This is a genomic window from Aeribacillus sp. FSL K6-8210 (genome assembly GCF_037963925.1).
Classification (GTDB): domain Bacteria; phylum Bacillota; class Bacilli; order Bacillales; family Aeribacillaceae; genus Aeribacillus; species Aeribacillus composti.
In genome coordinates this window covers 2,995,993-3,016,912 of sequence record NZ_CP150172.1, presented here as the reverse complement: position 1 = coordinate 3,016,912, position 20,920 = coordinate 2,995,993, and the positions used below count along the sequence as shown (strand labels likewise).

The 20,920-nt window shown below is 37.6% G+C and carries 20 protein-coding genes and 1 pseudogene; 16 read left to right on the top strand and 5 right to left on the bottom strand.

The window, feature by feature from the left end; translation table 11 throughout:
• The first annotated feature begins 387 nt into the window (after positions 1–387).
• From NSQ41_RS14615 to NSQ41_RS14585, 7 genes and pseudogenes are all read left to right on the top strand, one after another.
• A complete protein-coding gene (locus tag NSQ41_RS14615; protein WP_339210220.1) occupies positions 388–1,020 on the top strand; it encodes an RHS repeat-associated core domain-containing protein in 633 nt (210 codons plus the stop codon).
• Positions 1,021–1,024: 4 nt separating this feature from the next.
• Entirely contained in the window at positions 1,025–1,816 is a 792-nt protein-coding gene (locus NSQ41_RS14610; RefSeq protein ID WP_339210219.1) for a hypothetical protein, read from the top strand.
• Positions 1,817–2,136: pseudogene (gene tnpA, locus NSQ41_RS14605) on the top strand (IS200/IS605 family transposase); the annotation flags it as partial.
• The gene (locus NSQ41_RS14600) at positions 2,099–2,242 is read left to right on the top strand and encodes a ribonuclease domain-containing protein (protein WP_339211638.1); all 144 of its coding nucleotides are present in this window, start codon (positions 2,099–2,101) and stop codon (positions 2,240–2,242) included. The pseudogene tnpA and the gene NSQ41_RS14600, both read left to right, overlap by 38 nt.
• A gap of 180 nt (positions 2,243–2,422) precedes the next feature.
• Positions 2,423–2,731 carry a barstar family protein gene (locus tag NSQ41_RS14595; RefSeq protein ID WP_339210218.1) on the top strand — a complete coding sequence of 103 codons (309 nt, stop codon included), beginning with the start codon at positions 2,423–2,425 and terminating at the stop codon, positions 2,729–2,731.
• Between the two features lie 503 nt (positions 2,732–3,234).
• Positions 3,235–3,555: a hypothetical protein gene (locus tag NSQ41_RS14590; protein ID WP_339210216.1), complete on the top strand. Its 321-nt coding sequence runs from the start codon at positions 3,235–3,237 to the stop codon at positions 3,553–3,555.
• A gap of 89 nt (positions 3,556–3,644) precedes the next feature.
• Positions 3,645–3,968: a hypothetical protein gene (locus NSQ41_RS14585; protein ID WP_144597833.1), complete on the top strand. Its 324-nt coding sequence runs from the start codon at positions 3,645–3,647 to the stop codon at positions 3,966–3,968.
• Between the two features lie 1,342 nt (positions 3,969–5,310).
• Here NSQ41_RS14585 and NSQ41_RS14580 read toward each other — a convergent pair.
• Complete coding sequence (locus tag NSQ41_RS14580) at positions 5,311–6,684, bottom strand: IS1380-like element ISGsp2 family transposase (RefSeq protein ID WP_044899598.1); 1,374 nt, start codon at positions 6,682–6,684, stop codon at positions 5,311–5,313.
• Between the two features lie 389 nt (positions 6,685–7,073).
• Entirely contained in the window at positions 7,074–7,676 is a 603-nt protein-coding gene (rpsD, locus tag NSQ41_RS14575) for a 30S ribosomal protein S4 (RefSeq protein ID WP_063387361.1), read from the bottom strand.
• A 385-nt stretch (positions 7,677–8,061) separates the two neighbouring features.
• Here rpsD and NSQ41_RS14570 point away from each other — a divergent pair, with 385 nt between their 5' ends.
• On the top strand, positions 8,062–9,867 hold the full coding sequence (locus tag NSQ41_RS14570) for a sensor domain-containing diguanylate cyclase (RefSeq protein WP_339210215.1): 1,806 nt from the start codon (positions 8,062–8,064) through the stop codon (positions 9,865–9,867).
• Between the two features lie 145 nt (positions 9,868–10,012).
• Here NSQ41_RS14570 and NSQ41_RS14565 read toward each other — a convergent pair whose 3' ends face one another.
• Positions 10,013–10,492 carry a GAF domain-containing protein gene (locus NSQ41_RS14565; RefSeq protein ID WP_066247848.1) on the bottom strand — a complete coding sequence of 160 codons (480 nt, stop codon included), beginning with the start codon at positions 10,490–10,492 and terminating at the stop codon, positions 10,013–10,015.
• A gap of 124 nt (positions 10,493–10,616) precedes the next feature.
• Between NSQ41_RS14565 and refZ the strand changes: the two genes are divergently transcribed.
• Entirely contained in the window at positions 10,617–11,252 is a 636-nt protein-coding gene (gene refZ, locus NSQ41_RS14560; RefSeq protein ID WP_327856529.1) for a forespore capture DNA-binding protein RefZ, read from the top strand.
• Here refZ and hisJ read toward each other — a convergent pair.
• The gene (gene hisJ / locus NSQ41_RS14555) at positions 11,249–12,046 is read right to left on the bottom strand and encodes a histidinol-phosphatase HisJ (protein ID WP_339210214.1); all 798 of its coding nucleotides are present in this window, start codon (positions 12,044–12,046) and stop codon (positions 11,249–11,251) included. The genes refZ and hisJ overlap by 4 nt on opposite strands.
• Positions 12,047–12,232: 186 nt before the next feature.
• Between hisJ and ezrA the strand changes: the two genes are divergently transcribed.
• From ezrA to NSQ41_RS14525, 6 genes are all read left to right on the top strand, one after another.
• Positions 12,233–13,933, top strand: coding sequence for a septation ring formation regulator EzrA (gene ezrA, locus NSQ41_RS14550; RefSeq protein ID WP_339210212.1), 1,701 nt, complete (start codon positions 12,233–12,235; stop codon positions 13,931–13,933).
• A 495-nt stretch (positions 13,934–14,428) separates the two neighbouring features.
• Positions 14,429–15,328: an aldo/keto reductase gene (locus NSQ41_RS14545; protein WP_339211636.1), complete on the top strand. Its 900-nt coding sequence runs from the start codon at positions 14,429–14,431 to the stop codon at positions 15,326–15,328.
• Positions 15,329–15,990: 662 nt separating this feature from the next.
• Complete coding sequence (locus NSQ41_RS14540) at positions 15,991–16,140, top strand: hypothetical protein (RefSeq protein WP_339210211.1); 150 nt, start codon at positions 15,991–15,993, stop codon at positions 16,138–16,140.
• A 101-nt stretch (positions 16,141–16,241) separates the two neighbouring features.
• Positions 16,242–17,390, top strand: a complete 1,149-nt coding sequence (locus tag NSQ41_RS14535) for a cysteine desulfurase family protein (protein ID WP_339210210.1) — start codon at positions 16,242–16,244, stop codon at positions 17,388–17,390.
• A gap of 2 nt (positions 17,391–17,392) precedes the next feature.
• Positions 17,393–18,610, top strand: coding sequence for a tRNA uracil 4-sulfurtransferase ThiI (gene thiI, locus NSQ41_RS14530; protein ID WP_066247844.1), 1,218 nt, complete (start codon positions 17,393–17,395; stop codon positions 18,608–18,610).
• A gap of 92 nt (positions 18,611–18,702) precedes the next feature.
• Positions 18,703–18,921 carry an alpha/beta-type small acid-soluble spore protein gene (locus NSQ41_RS14525; protein WP_063387370.1) on the top strand — a complete coding sequence of 73 codons (219 nt, stop codon included), beginning with the start codon at positions 18,703–18,705 and terminating at the stop codon, positions 18,919–18,921.
• A gap of 53 nt (positions 18,922–18,974) precedes the next feature.
• Here NSQ41_RS14525 and NSQ41_RS14520 read toward each other — a convergent pair whose 3' ends face one another.
• Positions 18,975–19,775 carry an NAD kinase gene (locus NSQ41_RS14520; protein WP_339210208.1) on the bottom strand — a complete coding sequence of 267 codons (801 nt, stop codon included), beginning with the start codon at positions 19,773–19,775 and terminating at the stop codon, positions 18,975–18,977.
• Between the two features lie 136 nt (positions 19,776–19,911).
• Here NSQ41_RS14520 and sppA point away from each other — a divergent pair, with 136 nt between their 5' ends.
• Positions 19,912–20,913, top strand: coding sequence for a signal peptide peptidase SppA (gene sppA / locus NSQ41_RS14515; RefSeq protein WP_063387372.1), 1,002 nt, complete (start codon positions 19,912–19,914; stop codon positions 20,911–20,913).
• Positions 20,914–20,920 lie beyond the last annotated feature (7 nt).

Here is a 20,920-nt window from a genome sequence, read left to right as displayed (position 1 = left end):
AGTGTACTCTGTCAAACTTGAGTTAAGAAGAAAATGAAGTCTCAAAATGGGTTTAAGTTGATTACATTTATAGAAGAGAATTATTATTGCAAAGCTAATTCAAATGCGCTCCAATTTACTTTTGAAGCAGGAATAGCGATGTTGTTAGAAGGAAAAACGAAAATTTTTAATCAGTTGTGGTCGTACTCCTGAAGAATTAATTATTACTTCGAATACAGATGATATTGCTAGAATTTTGTTAAAAAAGAGTTAATGCCTTATACATTTGAGGTGAATTCTATTATTTAAGTGGGGAACAAATCCTCACTTTTTCTTTTAGATCTAGGAAACATTGCCTCGAGCTATCAATACGATACGTGGGGGAATATTCTTTCCCAATCAGGGGATATGGCAGCGGAAAACCCATATCGCTACGCAGGATACCAATATGATGAAGAGACCGGGCTATACTACTTGATCGCCCGATACTACCACCCAACCCATGGCGTGTTCTTATCCATGGACCTTGATCCAGGAGATTCGGACGATATCTTGACGCAGAACGGCTATACGTATGCAAACAACAACCCGGTGATGTTGGTCGATCCGGATGGGCATTATGCTCATATTGTTATTATAGCTGGAATGGGGGCTTATAGAGCTTATAAGATTTATAAGGTCTACAAGAAGTATAAAAAAATTTCAAAAAAATATCGTTCGAATCGTAAAAGAAATTCTGCGATACATCATGGATATGAAATTTATGATAAAAAAACTAATAAAGTAGTTAAAGTTGGTATTAGTAGTGGAAGGATTTCTAAAAAGGGAAAATCATATCGCGCTGAAAGACAAGTTAGAAAGTGGAATAGGCAATACAGGACAGATCGGTATGCTTCACGAATAGTAAAAACTAACATACGTGGTAGGTATAATGCACTGAGATGGAAAAAAAGCATAAGGAATACATTAATAGAATCCAGCCTAACAACAAATTATCACCTCCATTTCACTATCGTCCATAAATTTAATAAAAGGAAGTGAAAAAATGACTGTTATAAGGGATATTCAACTTTCTATTCCAAGTGATATAAACTATTTTGATCATACTGTAATAGTTGACTATGATACTGGTGAGACAAGCCCATTTACCAATTATAGGCAAAGCAAGTCCGCCATCTTTCATTATGAAACAAGATGTATTACATCACTTTATACTTGTCTTTTGCCCGAAATTCATACAGATGGGGAAAAGGGGGTTATCATTCAATGCGTACCGGAGCTATCTAAATTAAGCGAGAAAGAAATTGAAATGGAAATGGTACCCGATTTTATTACTGTTTATGTTGAAATGGATTATAATCAATACTTCTCTCTTACGGATGACTTGGAAAAAAAGAAAATGGTATTAGAAGTGTTACAAGAGGGTATGGAAAAACTTGCTGATGAGCGAGGATGGGATAAGCAAATTTTTCGTGAAATATACAACAAGATAAAAGAATTAAATTACAAAAATACATTTATCTATAAGAAAAAAAGCAGCCCTAATCGTAGATATATATGTAGCATTATATGTGAACACGAAGTCTCTTATGTAGATATATATTTAGAAATAAAACGTCGAAAAGGAAATAAGGTTTTAAAAAAAGAAAGATTGGTAAGAGTAGACAGACCACACGAATCTTTTTATTGGAGATATTTAGGTGATTTAACATGGACACTAAATCATAAGGTGACATTTACTGATCGTTTACATCATTTCGGGTGGGTTGTAACTTTTTTAGAAAAAGAAACGCAGCTTATATGGAAAGTAAATAAAGTTTCGTATCTTTCTTCATAAATTCATATGTTAGTAAATATCCCGCCAAAAACGAGTGTTTCCTCGTTTGTGGGATATTTAAAAGAGAAAAGCAGTTTAATGATATTTGATAGACATGTACATTTAAAATATCGGTATGGCAACAGAAAATTTTGGTGCAGAGGTTTTTATGTGGATGCGGTAGGAAGAAATAAGAAAGTAATTGAAGAATATATACGGAATCAAATACAGGATGATATAGTTACAGATCAAATAAGATAGATCCGTTCACGGGGAAAGAGATAAAAAGTAACCATTTGAGGGCTGCCGGAAGAGAAGTGCGGTTGGCGAACCTTTCATAATGTAAAAGGAAAGAATAGAGGTGCAGAAAGAGTAGTTATAAATCAGCCTAATGGCAGGGTTTATTACACAAAAAATCATTACAAAACGTTCAGAAGGATAAGATAGAATGAAAATGATAAGTTATCAGAATTTATTGGAAAACAGTAAAAGAACATTTTTTTGGCATATTCTATGGAGAGAATTCGCATGATTCAAAATACTGCAAATCCTAATGTAAAGATTTTTTATTTAGAAGGAAAAGAATGAACAACTGAAACAAAGCTTTTGAAGGAATTGGTACGAAAAATGAGTTTTCCAGATTATTTTGGTTGTAATTGGCAGGCTTTAGATGAATGTATTAATGATTTGGATTGGATTAAGGAAAATGAATATTTACTAATAGTAAATAATGCACACTATATTCTTAATAGTCCCTTTGTTATTTTGAAAGAGCAACTGTTTTCATCATTTATTGAGCTATTAGAGAATGCAAAATTGGAATGGGAAAATGGTAGAAATTTTGATGATTTTCCCACATTGCCAACCCATTTTAATATTGTGTTCGTTACAAGAGAATCGGAAGAAAAATTTTTATTAAAGTTAAAAAAAAAGTAACTAGTTTCAGGATTGTTAAAATTTAAAGAACTCGAACCCTCTTTGATGAAAAGAGTTTTTTTTATAAGTACAAAACCTTCATCCATAGCATCCCACCCTCTTTGGGAGTGGGTTTTTAATAAAGAAAAGCTTGTCAAATTTTATTTTGATTGTAAAATACTAGTTATATAGGTAATTATATGAAAATTAAAAATATTTGTTTGGTTTCATTGCACTTTTTTGTCCTTATTTTTATACGAGTTTTCCAGTAAATGCACAAAGTAATTTTCAGACAATTATCATCGCCTGATTATATGACGAATTGCCCTGTGATTTAATTGAAGATTTAGAAACAGTTCCGACTGGTGGAGAAGGGGGAAGAGGTGATCTCTCGGCAAGATGGATTTGAAGTGAAAATTGGCATAGACGATCAAGAAGCGGGCTCGGAGCTATCGGTTCTGTCGATGCCCCAAACTTAGAGGATGATGGAGCACTTTTGTTTGTGAGAAGGAGTGTAGATGATTATGAATATTGAGCCAAGTGTTTATGAACCTACATATATATCCATCTTGTTGATCTTACTCGGTTTAGGTTATTTATTTTTAATAGGATTAGCTATTTCTAAATATCAATTTAAGATTTCCGGTAAAATTTTTTTGGTAATATCCATTGTAATTTATTTATTGGTCGGAGCTTATATGGTAGGAACAGGATATTATATCGATGAGGAGGCACCTGATGCGCTTGTTTTTCATAAATTTGGCTTTTTGGAATTAATCATCCTGTCCTATGCGTACATTTTTTTAGGACTTGCAGTAGGGTTTGGGAAAAGGAAAGAGAATTGAAATTGGAAATCCCCAAGGAATTTGGAGCCTTGGAGACGGGATATAAGGATGTAATCCATAATAAAAAGGAATCAAGGAGAGCGATAACAATGAAAATTAGTGAATTGGCTGTTTACGAGCCATATTATATTTCAATTTTTTTAGTCTTACTTGGATTAGGATATTGGATGATAATTGCGTTAGTTGTTTCTAAATTTCGTTTTACTATATTCGGTAAATTATTTTTGGCAATATCCATTGTGATCTATCTCTTGGTCGGGGTTTATATGGTTGGCAAGGGGGATTATATCGATGAAAAAGCTCCGGATTCACTTATTTTTCATAAATTTGGCTTTTTGGAATTAATCATCCTGTCCTATGCGTATATTTTTCTAGGACTTGCGGTAGGCTTTGGGAAAAGGAAAGACAATTGAATGTTAAATCTTGGATTTTTCAATATTCCACTTGTTTTTTCATAACACGGTTATGCAAAAAAGATTGGCCAAATTTTATGGTCAATCTTTGCATTTATCTATTCAAATACTTTTGTTGAAGAGGAAGATCTTATCGTTTTATTTTCTCTCCGCTCTTATTTCTTTTTTTAAGAAACCAGAACAGGACTGTAAGTGAAAATAATAAAATTGGTATATATCCAACTAACCGCCATGCGTTTAACGCACCGAGAAAATAATATGCAACTGGTAAAAATGTTACAGTACTAATAAGCATAAACAGCCAAGAACGATGGAGTAAACCAATTATAAATGTAAGTATTGAAATAACAAATGAAGTTCTCCATAAGAATATAATCAAATTAAAATCATCCAATATATCGTCCACCACCTGCGTGAAATACTGTAATATTTAAAGAAACAAGGAGCTGTCCAAAAGGTCAAGGTTAACTGACTTTTTCGAGCCCCTTCATTTTAGGGACTTATCGGGCAGACCATTTTTCTATCTTTTTATATCCTTCAGAAGTCTTATGAAGGACTTTTCTTATGCTCCCTCTTTCTGAATTGGTTCTTCAAAAGTTTTCTGACGGACATTCAGCACATATAATTGCTTCTTGTTGGGTTCATTGCCTCTTATGAAGGACATTTACAAATTTGATTCAATTATTTTTGTCCTTTACTGCAGTATTTCTCCCAAATCTTTCATTTTAGGAACTCATCAGGCAGCCCCTTTAAAAAATTGATTTCTTACTCATCATCAACTTTTAATTTTAAATTTGAGTAAAGAACTAAATTCCTACCTCAAATTTTGCTTTGTCACCGATGTATCAGCATCTATTTCATTAGAAGATCGTTAATCGATATTATTTCACCAGCTGTGAAAGCATTCGTTATTGGGATTTTACAAATAAATCTAATAGAATATTGCCGTATATAAATATTCTTCATTATGCACTCAATTCCTTTTTTTGTTTTAAGAAGTGAGTCTTCAAGCTTTTTTCTGCAACGATATGGCATGCAGGCACAAAACTAAACAATTTAAATTCAATAGAGCAAATGTCCCGTGTATTTTATGTGAGTAAAAAGAATTAGTTAAAAATAGGGAAAATTTTAAGTTCCTGAATCCGTGATGAATTGAAATCGACTTTGATTTTGTTGTAATTTTGATGGATTGATAATCCATAAAACCCTTTTTATGCTTATGACCTATGTCATCTCTATTTCCGAAAATGGAACAAATCTCTTTTTTAGGTATACGAACCAAAAAAATAGACAAAAAAGCACAGGGAGTGACGTTGGACATCAGTGCCCGAACATTCGTTCGTTATCTTGCCTCTCTCCATTTCTGATAGACGTTCAGTAGGGGCTCGCTATAGCCACTCCTTCGCGTCAGTTTCATCCAGATCTGTCGTGATCGACGGACGAGTCGCCCTGCCATCGTGATCACCGTCTGAATAATCGTCTTGATGCGGCGGCGTTTCACTTTGTGGTGCAACGGATGTCTCGGATCGCTTAATAGATCTTGTCCAATCAGACGAAGAAGATTGTAAACGAAGGCTCCCATGACCAACACGAGCGCATTCGTTTTCATCTTCCCAGATGGAAGCCGCTCTAAATCTAAGTCGCTCTTCAGTTCGCTATGAAACTGTTCGCATGTCGCATGGTCATGATACAACGCGAGCACATCGCTCATTCGAACATGCTCGTATCCTTTGAGCCGCACCCAATAGCTTTCCACTTCATAATCAGGAACGAGCATCAGCTGTCCATTGCGTTCCATCGTCCGTTCCGTCACTTGGGTGACTTGAACGTACGTATACGTGTTCCCATCGATCGCTGCCTTCTGTGGAAGGCATAGCTCATAGGTTTGTACTCCTTCGCTTTGTCCATCATCGACACGTTTGCCCTTTTGCGAAGCGATCTGGAACCAAAGCGCTTTCGATTCTCGGCGTAAGTTTCGCTTGATGACAAAGTCCACGTCTTCCTTTAGGCATACGTGCACATTCGCTTCTGCATCGTTTCCTGCATCCATGCGAACAAGCAGACGAGATGAAGTCAGTTGACGAGCTCGACGGATAGCGGTGACTAAAAACGAGGGCATGTTGTCTTGCACATGTTGTTTCCCTGGACGCAACTCGGCATGAACGAGATACCCTTCCTTCCCTGCATACGCAAACAACGGTGTAAAACCGTCAAATCCTTTATACGTTCGACTGACTCCTTCTTTTTTCGTATCGGAGTTGTCAAATGGGGAACCATCTATATCAAGGGGAAGCCATGTCGTCTTTCCTTTGGTCCAACAAGGGGACAAAGTGGCATGTCGTTGAATCAACAGACGTATGGACTCCTCCCAAAGAATCGTTTCGGTCATCGGAAGACAAGCGAGCTGATCGAGTCGTTGTCGCAAGGTTGGAGAGGAAGGCACGTGCTGAATCCCCATCGATGCCGAAAAGATATCGTCCTGACGATACGCTTCGATATGATCGAAATCCGTTTTTCCTGTGGCAAGCAAGCCAATCATCGAGCGAATGACATCGCTATGGGAAATGTGCACTTCTCGACGAACCGTTGGAAGCCGAAGTGCGTTTACCCGTTTATCCAGTTTCGTTCGATGGAGTAAGTAGCCAACGAGAGCAAGCCCAGCACTTGGGGTAATCGCTTCATCTGTCAATACAAACCGAATCGGGAAATCTTTCATCACATCACCTACTTGATGAAGAATCGTCAACGTCGTTTTCCCTTATCGTATCAACGGTTTGCGACCATTGTAAAGATGTTTTGTCACGGATTCAGGAAGTTATAAAAACGTTTTACTATGCACATACATTTTATGAATCGTGATAGATCTGAATGTACTGATACGATTTCAAGATTTCCACAGGCTCTAAATCTCATTTTGGCACTTTCGTGTATATAAAAATAATTCAGCATCTGTCCGCATTTTTATAAAAAGTAGCTCCAAAAGCTGCCCCACTTGCCCCAAAATAATACATTATGAAAACCTAAATTGAAACAAAAAAACCCTGAAATCCTTTCTTCTCAAGGGTTTCAGGGTTTTTAAATACTGAATTATACAATCTAATTTTATTAACGAGAGTAGAACTCGACGATGAGCGATTCGTTGATTTCCGCAGGCAATTCAGAGCGTTCAGGCAGACGAGTGTATGTTCCTTCAAGCTTTTCCGGATCAAATGTTAAATATTCAGGAACAAAGTTGTTTAATTCAACCGCTTCTTTAATGATTTGAAGGTTGCGGGATTTTTCACGGACAGAAATCGTTTGGCCTGGTTTTACTTGGTAAGACGGAATGTCCACGCGGCTTCCATCCACTAAAATATGGCCGTGGTTAACCAATTGGCGTGCTTGACGGCGAGTGCGAGCCAAGCCAAGACGATAAACAATGTTATCTAAACGAGACTCTAAAAGGATCATGAAGTTTTCACCGTGAATACCCGGCATTTTGCCCGCCTTTACGAAAGTATTGCGGAATTGACGTTCGTTAACTCCGTACATATGACGAAGCTTTTGTTTTTCTTGCAATTGTAAGCCGTATTCAGAAAGTTTTTTCCGTTGGCCTGGACCATGCTGACCAGGTGCATACGGGCGTTTTTCAAGCTCTTTGCCTGTGCCGCTCAAAGAAATGCCTAAACGGCGGGAAATTTTCCATGTAGGACCTGTATAACGAGACATATTGCTCCTCCTTTTGTATTTTCGATTGTAAAATACAAACAGACTGATTCTCTCAATTATGCACATTTTGTTTTCATGTACCTTCGCTCCAGCAGCAGAGAGTTACACGGTACACCTCAGATTTGAGGAACAAAATGTAATCATAATTGTCGAATCCTTAGGCTGCTATATTTTACACAACGATCATTATATGATTTTAAATGAGCGGTGTCAAGATTATTTCCTTTGCTGTCAGCGAAAAGGAATATTTAATCCGACGAACTTCACACATTTATTTCTATTTTTTGTGAAAAAAATACCAATTATTTCACAAAAAAAATTGTGCTTCATGTTATAATACTATTAAAGTAATAAGGTCTATTTTCCCGGTTATAGGTGGTGGAGTATGGATTGGGATCATTTTGAAAACTTATTTTTCCGATTACTTATGAATGATTCGGACAGACAGCATTTCGATGAATTTGTTAATGAAATGTTTGCAATTTTAATCAAAGCATTTAATCTTCAAAATGTGTCGATTTGGAAAGAGATCGGTTCGAATCTTTTTTTATGCCAATACTCGAGCAATGACGATGTAAAAGGTGCTTCGAAATCATTTAGCTTCAAAGACGATGAACAATTTGTAGTTTACAAAGAAAAAGGACGATTGTTTTTGCAGTATTCGGCAGAATCCTCTCCAAAAATGCTGTTGGAATTCAGAGGAGGCCGTGTACTTCACAAACTTTCTAATCAACAACTAGAAAAAATTTCTAAAATATGTTTTGCCATGTTTTTTCACGGAAAAAAATTATATTTGCAAAAAACGCTTAAAGAAAAATATTATCAATTGTTTTTATTAACTGATGAACTTTATTCCATTATGAAAGAAGAAGAAGTGTTAAACAAGCTTTATAACACTTTGAGGCAAATGTATCCCGACCTATTATGCCATTTCATTTTGCCAATGGATTATTCATTAGGACATGAAATTCCTGTGAAAAATTTGGAGCAGGAAATAGATCAGTATGAGGAAGCTATGACAGCCTTTTTGAAAGGCGATATGGTCGTAAGAAGCTCGTCAAACGGGCTCTATATTTATGTCCCGATTGCAGGAAGACAGGGTGTTTATGGATTAATTGATGTACATATCCCACTTCATATTGAACAAATCGATGACGTAATCGATATGATCGAAAAAGTGGCAAAGGCCGGCGGCAAAGCGCTGGAAAATGCCAAGCTGTATGAACAGTCGAAGCAGCATGTAAACGATTTGCAGCTCATTAATGATACGGCTCGAAAAATTAATAAAAACTTGCGGATTTCAGATACGATGAAATACATGGTTAAAAGAATGCTTCGTTCATTTTCTGCAGATGAGGCCGCTTTTTTTATTTTTGATGAAAATAAAAAATGGAACATGCTTTCAGAAAGTACATCGTTTTTCCATTCAGATGAATCGAAGGCTTACGTTGATTGGGTTGCACAAAATATATTGGAGCAAAATAGTGTATTCACTGGCGATATTTCCAATTCCATTCTCGGGGAAGCCGTTTATAAATCAATAATGGCTGTTCCGATGATCGACAGTGAAAAAATCATCGGATTTGCTGTTGTGCTGCGTAAAGAACCGTATTCCTTCACGTTTGATATGTACAAATTAATGGAATCGCTTGTGTCTCATTCTACACTCGCCTTTACGAACTCCATGCTTCGGGAAAAGCTGGAATTGCTCGTGATCACAGATCCGCTTACAAGTCTTTTTAATAGAAAATATTTTGACGAGGTTGTTCATCAATCGTTTAAAGAAGACCAAAGAGGCACATTAATTTTAATAGACGTAGACAATTTTAAACAAATCAATGATACGTATGGCCACCAAGTAGGCGATAAAGTGCTTATTCAAATTGCTAAAACTATAAGGAACAACATACGGGAGGAAGATGTAGGAGCTAGATGGGGCGGAGAAGAGCTGGCCATTTATCTTCCTAAAGTGGGTTTAAAAATCGGATGTGAAGTGGCAAACAGAATTGTTTCAGCTGTGCGGAAATCAACGAAACCGCCTGTAACAGTTTCATGCGGTGTTTCCTGTTGGGATGCAGCCCATAAAAATGATTCGCCTGCCCTTCTTTTTAAAAGAGCAGATGATGCCTTGTATCAGGCAAAGCGCAATGGAAAAAATCAAGTATCGGTTTTAGACCAAGAAAGAGCATAAAGGGTTCCTAGGTATTGCTCTGATTTGTTAAAATCGTTTGACAGATCGTAACTAGGGACCCTTTTTTATATCATTTGAAAGGGTTCAAAAGTTGAATGCTCATTTCCACCTGTTCACGACTTCCGGCGTTTGAAAAACAAGGCTATTAAAGGTATTCTGTAAGAATATTCGTGAATTTTTCTAAATATCTTTGGTCTATTTCATCAAATCGGTTTTTAATCGGGCTGTCAATATCTAACACACCGATTACCTCATCGTTCTTAATAAGCGGGACAACGATTTCCGATTGTGATCGCGCGTCGCAGGCGATGTGTCCAGGGAACTCATTTACATCAGCCACTCTCACCGTTCTTTTTTCGAAAGCAGCCGTTCCGCATACACCTTTGCCAATAGGAATTCGAACGCATGCCGGCAGCCCCTGAAAAGGTCCGAGAACAAGCTCATCTCCGTCTTTTACATAAAAACCAACCCAATTGATTTCTGACAAAAATTGATTCAACAAGGCGGATGCATTAGCTAAATTCGCTATGACATTTTTTTCCCCTTCAATCAATGCTGTAAGCTGTTTTAACACAAGCTCATAATTTTCTTCTTTTGTTCCATTATAGCTTTCGACGACAAACATGGAAATTCCTCACTTTCTTTTTCAAAATGACAAGTAAGTACGAACTTTGTCGAGAAATTATAGCAGGAAAATATCGTTGCGGGTAGAAAACTTCTAACAGCCATCAACAAAAGGAGTGATCCACTTGCAAACGAAAACGAACACTGTTACGAAAGAAAATATCGTTGATGCAGCAATTTTCCTTTTTAATACAAAAGGTTACACCGGAACATCGGTTAGGGAAATTGCCAAACGGGCCAATGCAAATATCGCCCATATTTCTTACTATTTTAAAGGAAAAAACGGATTATTGGAACATTTAGTGTCCAAGTTTTATGAAGGCTATTTAGACGTAATCGATCAATGCTATCAAAAATGTACAGAATCTCCAAAACTCTCTCTTATGGCAATCGTTGAAGAACTTCTCCGCTATCAATATGAAAATCGCCGGCTTGCCCGTTTTGTCCACCGAGAAGTAACGCTTGATTCGACTCTCATTCGCCAGGTGATGATGACTTATTTAGCGAAAGAAAAATATTATTTGCTTAACCTGCTTGAACGAGGGATGCGAGCGAACCAATTTAAACAAGTAGACATTCCCCATTTTTTAGTACAATTCAAAAGCTTAATAAATATGCCGTTTTTACAGCCTCAATACATGTATGAAGTTTTACATATTAATCCGTACGAAGATTATTTTGTCAAGCAATATAGTAAACAGCTGGTTTCATGGCTGGAACAAATACTTTTTCAGAAAAACGAAAAACAATCAAATGACTAAACCATTTTTTCAAAGAGTGAAAAATCGCTGCCTACATCCTTCGCGCTATGGGCATCAGAACCATAAACGAGAGGGATGCTTTGTTTTTTTGCCGCTTGTATAATATCCTCTGGCGGGTAAATTTCTCCGCAAAAGGCTTTTCGTAAACCGGAAGTGTTGACGTCCAGTTCCATCCCCCTTTTGTTCATTTCAGCAAAAATCTGTTCAATATAAGGCTTTTCATCAAATGTGGCTTGGAAAAGCTTTTGAAATTTGTGTATTAGCGTAATATGTCCAAGCCGCTTCGGCTTATACTTTCCAAGATCTGAAACAACCCCTTTTAATACTGTCGCATAATATAATTCGTATAAATGATTGATGCCGCCTGAAAGCTCCGCCATTTTTTGAAACGTATGTTCATCAAAATCTACACAATAATATTGTCCATTTAATTTTAAAAAATGTACGGACAAAATGCTGTCATCAAGAAAAGGACCGTATTTGTCCAAAAATTGCGCTGTTTCTCTTTCAAAACCGTTAATATAGTCTACTTCTAAACCGATATGAATATCGATATCGCGTTTATATTGTTTTTTTAAGTCTAGCAAAGTAGACAAGTAGCGGTCGATATCACTGAAGGGCATTGCGCTGTCCTTATCGGGAGTTGGATCAACAAACCCTTCCGGCAATGGAGCATGTTCTGTAAAGGTTATAGCAGAAAACCCTTTTTTTATGGCAGTTTCAATATACAATTCAAATGAATCGTCCGTACCGTGGGGACAAAAAGGGGTGTGAACATGTCCATCTTTTTTCATAGAAATCACCTCAAGTTTGTCGAGATTTATGTGAAAAAATTAAAAATTTTGCTCAAAAAATGTCGTTATCATGGTATCATAAATACATTGAGAACACATTATTTTCTTTTGAAAGTTTTTTCGACAACGTCGTTTAAAATATATATATACCCTTTAAGAAAGTGAAACGGACCGAGGGGGCTCATAATGGAAGTTGTGATCGTATTAATTTTATTGATTTTCCTTCTATTTGGAATCGGTTATGGATTTCGAAAAAATATTTATAAAGAAGTAGACCGTCTTGAAGCTTGGAAAATAGACATTATGAATCAGTCCATAACAGATGAACTGTCCAAAGTAAAAGAATTAATAATGAGTGGAGAAACAGAAGAATTGTTTGAACGCTGGCGAAAAGAATGGGATGATATCGTCACTAGCAGGCTTCCGAAGGTGGAAGAGCTTCTGTTTGAAGCGGAGGAATATGCTGAAAAATACCGCTTTAAAAAGTCAAAAGAAGTTTTATTACATATTGAATCGGTTTTAAAAGAAATAGAAGAACAAATAGCCGGCATTGTTCAGCACATTAACGATCTTGTTGCAACAGAAAGCAATAATAAGACAGAAGGTGAAGCAGTCAAACAACAGCTAAAAGAGTTGAAAAAAACACTGCTCTCCCATCGCCATACATTTGGAACTGCGTATGAACGGCTGGAAAAAGAGTTATATGAAATGTTACATACAATGGAAAAATTTGATGAGGAAATGAACTCAGGAAATTACGTAACAGCGAAGGAAATTTTGGATGAACAAAAGCAGAAGCTTGAAGCACTCCAATTAAAAGTAGAGGAGATTCCAAAGCTTTTAACTGAATGTCAAATGATTGTGCCGAACGAAATTTCCGAATTGAAAGAAGGGTATAAAAAACTGCTCGAGGATGGCTACAAGCTTGAGCATTTGGAAGTGGAAAAAGAAATTTCGCATATTGAGGAAAAAATGCAGGGCTTGAAAAAGAAGCTAAGTGAAGCAGAGACAGAAGACGTGAAAATGGGTCTTGATTCCATAAAAGAAACGATTGATAACATTTACGAAATGCTTGAGAAGGAAGTGTATGCGAGCCAATATGTAAGACAAGAAGCGGAAAAAACCGGGGAAAAGCTGCAATCTTTATTAGAGGAAAAAAATGATTTAAAAGAACAAGTCAGTCTTGTACAGCAAAGCTACCAGCTGTCAAATGATGATGTCGACAAGCTAAAAGAGTTGGATAAACTGATGAACCAACTGAAAAATCATTACAAGCATATTTTGGCAAGCATAGAGAACTCCAATATTGCGTATTCCGTTTTACAGGAGGAACTGGAAAGTTTTAATAAGCAAATTGATCAAGCAAAGGAAAAATACAACGAATGGCATTCGATGCTTCAGGCATTGAGAAAGGATGAATTAAACGCGCGCGACAAATTAGCAGAACTAAAGCGAATGATGGCTGAGATTAAACGGGCGATTCGAAAAAACAACATTCCCGGCCTTCCGGAAAGCTTCGTGGAGCAATTACAAACTGCTCAGCAATCGTTTGAAAAGGTCAGCAATGCGCTTGAAGAAATTCCGCTCGATATGGATCGAGTCCAAACGTATTTAAACGATGCTGTGAGCATCATCGAACAATTAAAAGAAAACACAGATGAGATCATTGCCCAAGTTTGTTTAGTCGAAAGATTAATACAATACGGTAATCGATACCGCAGCACGTATTCGGGCCTTGATAAAAAATTAAAAGAAGCTGAACAGTTGTTCAGAAATTATGAATACAGCAAATCTTTGGAGCAAGCGGCTGCTGCCATAGAGGAAATCGATTCGGAAGCGATGGAAAGAATACAGAAGCTTGTTGAAAATGAATTGAAAGATCTATGATTTATGCCTGTCTTCGTTTGAAAGACGGGCATTTTTATTGCCCATGCTTCCATATTGGACTATAGTCAGTAAGCATTTTTATATAACTATGAGGAGTTGAAGCAATAATGCTGTGCGAAATGTCGGTTTGGAGAGCATATTTTTTCACTTAACATGAGAAAACCTATAAGAAATTGAAACTCCACTCGTACAAACATGAACAATTGCAGAGCTTGTTATCTATAAGATAATGAAATTCCACAGCCGGATGATTTTGCAAATCGCCCTTTCCTTATTTTTATTTGTCCCTTCTAGGCGCTTGCCGCTGTGAAGGGCTTTTTTATTGTAATTCATTGCCACATTTGTTATAAAGGTGTAAAAGGGAAACAATAGCAATTAAACAAACACTAAAAACAAGTTTCGAAAGCACGTACATATTTTTGAAGTCGAAAAGGTATGAAAGCGGAATTTTATAGAATGGGAAATTCACAATATAACGGAAAGGGTCGAGAGTGGATGGGATTATTGGACAGTAATAAAATCATGGAAATAAGAAGTCATGTTGAAAAACGAGTAGTGAAGCTGCCTGATGGTACGACTGTTCCATGCATAGGTCAAGGAACATGGTACATGGGAGATAAGCCACAGGAGAAAGCTAAAGAAATAAAAGCCTTACAACTTGGAATAGAATTGGGCATGAAAGTAATTGACACTGCTGAGATGTACGGAAATGGCGCTTCTGAACGCTTAGTCGGCGAAGCAATCAAAGGGCGCAGAGATGATGTGTTTTTAGTCTCTAAAGTGTATCCGCATAATGCAGGACTAGACAAGATTTCCGTTGCATGTGAAAACAGCTTAAAACGGCTGGGGACGGACTATTTAGATTTATATCTTTTACATTGGCGAGGCCGCATTCCTTTAGAAGAAACAATCGAAGGTATGGAAAATCTGCGAAAAGAAGGAAAAATATTAAGATGGGGAGTCTCCAATTTTGACACAGACGATATGGAAGAGCTATGGAACACGCTCAACGGATCAAACTGTGCGACAAACCAAGTGTTATACCATATAGGTTCGAGAGGAATTGATTTTGATCTGCTGCCTTGGCACCGGGAACATCATATACCGATTATGGCGTACAGCCCCCTTGCCCAAGGAGGTGCGTTAAGAAAGCAGTTGTTGACGGATCCAACTGTTAATGAAATTGCCAAAAAATATAATGTAAAACCATTACAAATTGCACTTGCTTGGACGATACGCACAAATGATGTCATTGCCATTCCAAAAGCTGGGCAAGAGCAGCATGTTCTGGAGAATGCTGAAGCTGCTGCGATTGAATTGACCCAAGAAGACCTGGACAGACTTGATGAAGCATTTCCAAAACCTCGTAAAAAAGTGCCTTTGGATATCATTTAACATGTTGCTGAAGCAATATTCGGTAATACGCTGGAGTTGTCCAGAAAGTCAAGCTCCCATCGAAAACAAAAAATCATAAACACCGATATATCAAAGTTTCTAAAACATTAAAGGGGTCAATAACCCGAAAAAACGACTTATTAGACAGCCCCTTCATTAAAAGGAAATAGAAACGAAGGTCGTCATGAAAACTTTTTTTCAAGGATTGACGTTTCCCGAGTCTGGCAGGCAAGGAGCAAGAAAAAAGGGCAGCTAAAGGACATGATGATGAACGGATTCAAGAAACGAATCATCAGCAGCTTAAACTATTGCACCTGCTGGCAGCTGTGGCAGGATTCCGGCAGTCTTTTCTTGAACAACGTAACTTTTTGATCTATAGGCGTCTAATGAGTGGCTTATTTTTAGTTCTTCTTTGAAAAATAGAGCCGATGTCTCTTTTTATGGCATAATGAACAGCGGCGAAAATCAGCTTTTTCTCGTTTCTCTAAAGCAAAATGCTAGAGGAGTAACGAGTTTTTTTATTTCTTTACTCTGTGTTCTAAAAGTGATTGATAGGAATGAGGAAGAGATTGATCTCAAATTTTATTTGCGGTTCAAGAAATGGGGAACGACTGACGAAGAAAGGGGAAATCTTCCGTTTTGAGCGAGGTTAGTCGTGCTTGATGATGTCAGTTTTTAAGATTGAACGCGGGAAGTTTTACACGCTGCTTGGGATCGGCGGATGTGGGAAGACGACGATGATCGAAGATGACGTTGTTGAATTCACAAAAAAAGCGGCTTACGTGCGTGGACAAAGGCTTTCGTCTGAATGAGCCCGTTTATGTGATGATCTTTTCTTTTTCATTTCAATTTACTTATGTTAATATTGCATTGCAAAGTGTTAGAAAATATAATTCAAAGGGGTATACAACCGATGCTTTACTTGGATAATAGTGCAACTACAAAGCCTTACCCTGATGTACTTGATACGTACCGGCAAGTGGCGGAAAAGTTTTTCGGGAACCCATCATCTCTTCATCATTTGGGTGTTCAAGCGGAAAGACTTTTAACAAAAGCAAGAGAACAAGTAGCCGATTTGCTAGGTGTAAGCGGACAGGAAATCATATTTACGTCTGGAGCAACGGAAGGAAATAATTTGGCGATTAAAGGCGCGGCTTTTGCACAAAGACATAAAGGAAAGCATTTGATTACGACTGTAATTGAACACCCTTCTGTCAGCGAAGCATTTGAACAGCTTGAAAAAGAATTCGGGTTTGAAGTGACGTGGATTCCTGTAAATGAAAATGGCATTGTGTCTCCAGCTGACATACAAAAGGCTGTACGTAACGATACAATCTTAGTGTCCGTTATGCATGTCAACAATGAAATCGGAGCGATTCAGCCAATTGAAGAGATTGGCGAAATACTTAAAAACTATCCGAACATCGTTTATCATGTCGATCACGTGCAAGGAGTCGGGAAGGTTCCTTTAAATATAAAAAAAGCGGGAATTGATTTATGTACAATATCTGGCCATAAATTTCATGCCCTAAACGGTACAGGAGTGTTGTACATTAGAAAAAATACACCAATTCTCACTCTTTTATCAGGGGGTGGCCAGGAAGCAAGCATTAGATCAGGCACCGAAAATTTAGCGGGCAACGTGTCCCTAGCGAAAGGTTTAAGGCTGGCATTCAATGACTATGAAGAGAAGATCGATCGTCTGATTAATACGAAAAACTATCTTATAAATGAGCTTGAAAAAATAGATGGCATTATTATCAACACACCAAAGGAATCTTCCGCCCCTCATATTATCAACTTTTCTGTACCTGGTATAAAAGCGGAAGTTTTAGTTCATATGCTTGAAGAGGAGAATATTTATGTCTCCACTACTTCAGCTTGTTCTTCAAGGAAAAAGGGAGAAAGCAAAGTATTGAAGGCGATGGGCAAAAAAAGCAGCATCACCGAAAGCGCCATCCGCATAAGCCTTTCAATTGGGCAGACGATCGATGATGTCAAGCCGTTGATTGACGTCCTGCCATCATCTATACAAAAATTAAAAAATATAATGGGGTTATAAACATGCAATATGATCATATTTTAGTCAGATATGGTGAAATGTCTTTAAAGGGAAAAAATCGCAAACATTTTATTAACCATTTGAAGAACAATATAAAACTTGCATTGTCTTCCTTTTCGTCTTTAGAGTATACAGCGAACAGAGATCGTCTTTTCATCAAATTAAATGGAGAAGACGGGGAAAAGGTAGCGGAAAAATTGCAAACAGTTTTTGGCATACAGTCCTTCAGTTTGGCAATCAGAACGAAAAGCGACATCGAAGCCATAAAGGACACGGCTTTACAGGCAGTCAAGCAATTGTATAAAAACGGAGACACTTTTAAAGTGTCGGCCAAAAGAGCAGATAAATCGTTTCCGTTAACTTCAGACCAACTCAATTATGAAATTGGCCGGCATATACTTATTCATACTGACGGTTTGAAAGTAGATGTTCATCATCCGGACATAAACGTGCGCGTAGAGGTCCGTCCGCATGCCACATATATAATGTGCAAAGATTTTAAAGGGGCGGGAGGGCTTCCGGTTGGTTCAAGCGGAAAGGCGATGCTGATGCTTTCTGGAGGAATTGACAGCCCTGTCGCTGGGTATTTGTCAATGAAAAGAGGCTTGGAGATTGAAGCGATCCATTTCTTCAGCCCTCCATATACGAATGAAAGAGCGAAGCAAAAGGTTATGGATCTCGTAGAAAAATTAACCGAATTTGGCGGCAAAATCGTGCTTCACATCGTTCCGTTTACAGAAATTCAAGTGACCATTCAGCAAAAAATATTAGAAAATTATACAATGACATCGACTAGAAGAATGATGTTAAAAATTGCCGATGAAATTCGGAAAAACCGAGGCGCCTTAGCCATTGTAACAGGCGAAAGTCTAGGGCAGGTAGCAAGCCAAACGCTTGAGAGCATGTATGCTATTAATGAAGTGACGACAACTCCTATACTGAGACCTTTAATTTCAATGGATAAAAATGAAATCATTGAAATTGCCGAAAAAATTGATACGTTTGAGATTTCAAACAGACCTTATGAAGACTGCTGTACTATTTTTACACCAGCTTCACCGAAAACGAAGCCGAAAAGGGAGAAAATATTAAAGCTTGAAAGCTATGTAGATTTTCAACCTCTCATTCAGAAGGCGATTGAGGAAACAGTAACAATTGAATTTCCAAGAAAACATGATATACAAGAAAAAATAGAAGAGGATTTTGAAAATTTACTATAATATTCCACAAGTTCAAAACAATTACCATTTCGTTTTATGCATGAAGCCATGTGTTTTTTCACATTCTATATCCACAAGGAGGTGAATGACACATGGCTCAAAACAGATCTAGCAACTCTAACCAAATTTTAGTTCCTGGTGCTGAACAAGCACTTGAGCAATTAAAAACTGAAATCGCATCAGAATTCGGTGTAAACTTAGGTCCTGATACTACATCCCGCGCGAACGGCTCCGTTGGAGGAGAAATTACAAAGCGGCTTGTATCTTTTGCTCAGCAGCAACTATCTGGCGGTGGCGGAACATTTCAATAAATGAATATTTTGGCTTTTGAGCGAAAAGGTGATCCTTTTCGCTCATTTTCATTTTATAAAAAGGTTCTTTTCACTTTATCCCAGAAAGAATTATCTTTTAATTTAACAGTTTTAATTTTTTTCTTTCCTAATTCAATATCCAGCTGGTTGACATGACGAATGCTTAGAGCTTCGTTGTCCATTCCGATAATCGGATAATCGTTGCCGTCCTGCACTACTTTTAATGTAAGCTTTCGATTTCCGCTTAAAATAAAAGAGGATCCTAACGTCCGATATAGATTATTGTTCAAAGATGCAAGCTCACTTACTTGAAAACAGTCTATAAGCGGATCGACGACAGCTCCCTTCACAGATTTATTGTAGGCTGTGCTCCCTGTTGGAGTTGCAATAATCATTCCGTCGCCCCGAAACGTTTCAAAATGCATATCATCAATAAATACATCCAGAACAAATGTTTTAATAATTCCTGATCTGACACTGCATTCATTTAAGCAGGAAATCTTTACTTCATGGTCGACGGTGACATCGATGGTTGGATATCTTCTTACCTCAACCTTTTCCAGCTGAAAAGCTTCAACTAATTTGTCTTTTTGATCTATATGGAAATCACAATAAAAACTGATATGCCCTTCAGTTGCGATGCCTATGTACAGACAGTCGTCGCGAAATTGCGTTTTTCTAACCGCTTGCAAAAATGTTCCGTCTCCTCCGATTGCTACGATAATGTTCGCTTGTCTCCAATCTTCAACAGGACGAAAATCATACTGCTTCGCCAAGTCAATCAACGATGCTATTTTTTGTTCAAGGTGATCGCTATGTTTGTAAAAGAAGTAGATATTTCGGCGTGGATCCATCAAAAAAACCTCCTCTTTTTGGAAGATTCTCCACAATTATATAAATAAATGTTAAAATACACTATGATATATAGTTTAACATTTTTATAATGGAACATGTCAAAAAAGGTGAAATTGAATCAAGGAGGTAAACATCTTGAGTGGAAAAAGGTGGGCTGCGTTAGGAATTGCCGCAGCATTATTTGTTTTTTCGATGATCATTAGCTTTACTTCTATGGCTGTTTCAAATGCAGAAAAATTGTCTGAGAATTTTTTTGAATCGCAGTTTTCCGAGGAAGTCCTTGAAGAAGGAATGCCGGATGAAAAAATTGCGGTGCTGGAAGTAAATGGAGTGATTCAAGATACGGGAGAAGATGTTACATCGATTTTTGCCAGTGAAGGCTACAATCATAAAGAATTTTTGAAATTGATTGAAAAGGCCGGCGAGGATAAAAGCGTAAAAGGAATAATTTTGCGAGTCAACTCTCCTGGCGGGGGAGTAGTGGAAAGTGCAGAAATTCATAAAAAACTAATGGAAGTTAAAGAAAAGGCGAAAAAGCCGATTTATGTTTCGATGGGAACCATGGCAGCTTCAGGAGGATATTATATTTCAACTCCTGCCGATAAAATTATTGCAGCACCGGATACGATGACAGGCTCGCTAGGGGTCATTATGCAAGGAATAAACTACAGTGAATTGGCAAAAAACTTTGGGGTGAAAGTAGAAACGATCAAAAGCGGTCCATATAAAGACATTTTTTCTTCAACAAGAGATATGACAAAAGAGGAAAGAGAAATTCTTCAAAAAATGGTGAATAACGCTTATGAAGGCTTTGTAGACGTAATCTCGCAAGGAAGAAAGATGGATGAAGGGGAAGTGCGGAAAATTGCCGATGGACGAATTTATGACGGCCGGCAGGCGAAGCAGCTCCATTTAGTTGACGAGCTAGGCTATTTTGATGATGCGGTGGAAATGATGAAAAAAGACTTAGACTTATCAGATCCATATGTATTCAAATATAAATCGAGCTTTGGATTTGAATCGTTCCTTTCCATGATGGCTGGGAAGGTGATCTCTAAAGATCTGGAAATGCAGGGACTATACAAATTGTTTTCACAACCGAATTCTCCCCGCCTGATGTATTTATATTCGGAGTAGGAGGTGC

Coding starts and splice junctions, on each gene's coding strand:
- NSQ41_RS14615 (WP_339210220.1), top strand. CDS start 388: ATGGCAGCGGAAAACCCATATCGCTACGCAGGATACCAATATGATGAA.
- NSQ41_RS14610 (WP_339210219.1), top strand. CDS start 1,025: ATGACTGTTATAAGGGATATTCAACTTTCTATTCCAAGTGATATAAAC.
- NSQ41_RS14595 (WP_339210218.1), top strand. CDS start 2,423: ATGAGTTTTCCAGATTATTTTGGTTGTAATTGGCAGGCTTTAGATGAA.
- NSQ41_RS14590 (WP_339210216.1), top strand. CDS start 3,235: ATGAATATTGAGCCAAGTGTTTATGAACCTACATATATATCCATCTTG.
- NSQ41_RS14585 (WP_144597833.1), top strand. CDS start 3,645: ATGAAAATTAGTGAATTGGCTGTTTACGAGCCATATTATATTTCAATT.
- NSQ41_RS14580 (WP_044899598.1), bottom strand. CDS start 6,684: ATGAAAGATTTCCCGATTCGGTTTGTATTGACAGATGAAGCGATTACC.
- rpsD (WP_063387361.1), bottom strand. CDS start 7,676: ATGTCTCGTTATACAGGTCCTACATGGAAAATTTCCCGCCGTTTAGGC.
- NSQ41_RS14570 (WP_339210215.1), top strand. CDS start 8,062: ATGGATTGGGATCATTTTGAAAACTTATTTTTCCGATTACTTATGAAT.
- NSQ41_RS14565 (WP_066247848.1), bottom strand. CDS start 10,492: ATGTTTGTCGTCGAAAGCTATAATGGAACAAAAGAAGAAAATTATGAG.
- hisJ (WP_339210214.1), bottom strand. CDS start 12,046: ATGAAAAAAGATGGACATGTTCACACCCCTTTTTGTCCCCACGGTACG.
- ezrA (WP_339210212.1), top strand. CDS start 12,233: ATGGAAGTTGTGATCGTATTAATTTTATTGATTTTCCTTCTATTTGGA.
- NSQ41_RS14545 (WP_339211636.1), top strand. CDS start 14,429: ATGGGATTATTGGACAGTAATAAAATCATGGAAATAAGAAGTCATGTT.
- NSQ41_RS14540 (WP_339210211.1), top strand. CDS start 15,991: ATGATGTCAGTTTTTAAGATTGAACGCGGGAAGTTTTACACGCTGCTT.
- NSQ41_RS14535 (WP_339210210.1), top strand. CDS start 16,242: ATGCTTTACTTGGATAATAGTGCAACTACAAAGCCTTACCCTGATGTA.
- thiI (WP_066247844.1), top strand. CDS start 17,393: ATGCAATATGATCATATTTTAGTCAGATATGGTGAAATGTCTTTAAAG.
- NSQ41_RS14525 (WP_063387370.1), top strand. CDS start 18,703: ATGGCTCAAAACAGATCTAGCAACTCTAACCAAATTTTAGTTCCTGGT.
- NSQ41_RS14520 (WP_339210208.1), bottom strand. CDS start 19,775: ATGGATCCACGCCGAAATATCTACTTCTTTTACAAACATAGCGATCAC.